The sequence below is a fragment of the Mycobacterium sp. E342 genome (assembly GCF_001667665.1).
Taxonomy (GTDB): Bacteria; Actinomycetota; Actinomycetes; order Mycobacteriales; family Mycobacteriaceae; genus Mycobacterium.
In genome coordinates, this window is sequence record NZ_LZJM01000027.1 from 1 (window position 1) to 1,924 (window position 1,924).

2 protein-coding genes and 1 pseudogene are annotated in these 1,924 nt (G+C 70.3%); 1 reads left to right on the plus strand and 2 read right to left on the minus strand.

Annotated features, from left to right (window positions below):
- Together A5692_RS01555 and A5692_RS01560 are read right to left on the minus strand one after the other, a co-directional pair.
- Nucleotides 1-208: pseudogene (locus A5692_RS01555) on the minus strand (NADPH:quinone oxidoreductase family protein); the annotation flags it as partial.
- 22 nt (nt 209-230) lie between these two features.
- Nucleotides 231-1,229 (minus strand): acryloyl-CoA reductase, encoded by a 999-nt coding sequence (locus A5692_RS01560; RefSeq protein WP_068051382.1) that lies wholly within the window; start codon nt 1,227-1,229, stop codon nt 231-233.
- 22 nt (nt 1,230-1,251) lie between these two features.
- Between A5692_RS01560 and A5692_RS01565 the strand changes: the two genes are divergently transcribed.
- The coding region (locus A5692_RS01565) for an aldo/keto reductase (RefSeq protein ID WP_068051384.1) at nt 1,252-1,924 on the plus strand (673 nt) is incomplete at its 3' end.

The following is a 1,924-nucleotide window of genomic DNA, read 5'->3' on the forward strand; positions in this document are numbered from 1 at the left end:
CCGAGCGCACCACGCCGGCGATCTCCGCTCCCAGCACGAACGGCGGTTCGGGCCGGTATTGATAGAGGCCCCGGGTCAGCAGCGCGTCGGGGAAGGCGGCGCCCGCGGCGTGCACGTCGACGACCACGCCGTCACCGGACGGTTCGTCGACCTCGGCCACCTCTATCGCGTCCGGCCCGTCCAGCCGGGTCACCCGTGCAGCTCGCATGGTCGGACAGCCTACTGCCGACTCAAAATCCGTCGGCCACCCGCACCACCGCACGCCCGGTGAACTTGCCGGCGCGCACCTGGTCCAGCACATCGACCACATCCTTGACGTCGACGTCGCTGGTGAGCGAGTCCAGATGGCGCGGCCTCAGTGAATCGCCCAGCAGCGCCCACAGTTTGCGGCGCCGGTCGATCGGCATCTGCACCGAGTCCATTCCCAACAGCGCGATGCCGCGCAGGATGAACGGCATCACCGTGGTGTGCAACGCCGGGCCACCGGTCAGGCCGCTACAGGCCACCGCCCCGCCGTAGTCGACGGCGCTCAGCACGTCGGCCAGCGTCGCGCCGCCCACGCAATCCACCGCGGCCGCCCAGCGCGCCTTGGCCAGCGGCCGCGGCTTGGCGTCGGGATCCTCCGGCAGCCGGCCGATAATGTCCGCGGCGCCAAGCTCTTTCAGCAGGCCCGCCGCCGACTCCTTGCCGGTCGAGGCGACCACCCGATAGCCCGTGGCGGCCAGCAGGTCCACGCTGACCGAGCCGACTCCGCCGGAGGCGCCGGTGACGACCACCGGCCCGGCACCGGGCTGAACGCCCCAGTCGATCAGCGCCTGCACGCTCATCGCGGCGGTGAAGCCGGCGGTGCCGATCGCAGCGCCGTCCCGTGGGCTCAACGCGCCGAGCGCGACGACCTGGTCGGCCGGCAGCCGCGCGTATTCGGCGTAGCCGCCGTGGTGGCCGGTGCCGATCTGGTACCCGTGGGCCAGCACCTTCTCGCCGACGGCGAAGTCGGGCGACCCGGACTCGACGACCTCGCCGGTCAGGTCGATGCCCGGCACCACCGGGTAGCTGCGCACCACGCCGCCGCGCGGGGTCAGCGCCAGCGCGTCCTTGTAGTTGACGCTCGAATAGAGCACCCGGATCGTCACCTCACCGGGTGGGAGGTCCGAGGGGCGCAAAGTCTCGATCGACGCGGTTATCCGGTCACCCTCTTGGCGGGCGACGAGCGCTTGAAACGTGTCCATGCTTCGACGCTAACCTCAACCCATGGATTCCTTTCCACTCGGTCGCTTTTCGGTCTCCCGGGTGGGCTTCGGCGCGATGCAGTTGCCGGGTCCGAACGTGTTCGGTCCGCCCCGGGACCGCGACGAGGCGCTGGCCGTGCTGCGGCGGGCGGTCGAACTCGGCGTCGACCACATCGACACCGCGCAGTACTACGGCCCCGACGTGGCCAACGAGCTGATCCGCGAGGCACTGCATCCCTACCCGGAGAACCTGGCGCTGGTGAGCAAGGTCGGCGGGCGCCGCGACCACAGCGGCGGCTGGCTCCCGGTCGACGACCCGGCCGACCTGCGCCGCGACATCGAGACCAACCTGCGCGCGCTCGGCGTCGACCAATTGGCCGCGGTCAACCTGCGCGTGTTCGAGAGCGACGGTCCGGATCAGCTCTTCGACGAGCAGCTCTCGGCCATGATCCAAGCGCGCGACGACGGGCTGATCGGCGGCATCGGCCTGAGCAACGTCAACCGTGAAGACCTGCTGCACGCCCTGGACCGCAGCGAAATCGCTTGCGTGCAAAATGCGTTCAATCTCGTCGACCGGTCATCTCAGCCGGTTCTCGACGAGTGCGCGGCGCGCGGCATCGCGTTCGTTCCGTTCTTCCCGCTGGGGGCCGCCTTCATGCGGCCCAACCCCGTGCTCACCCACGAACTGGTGGTCG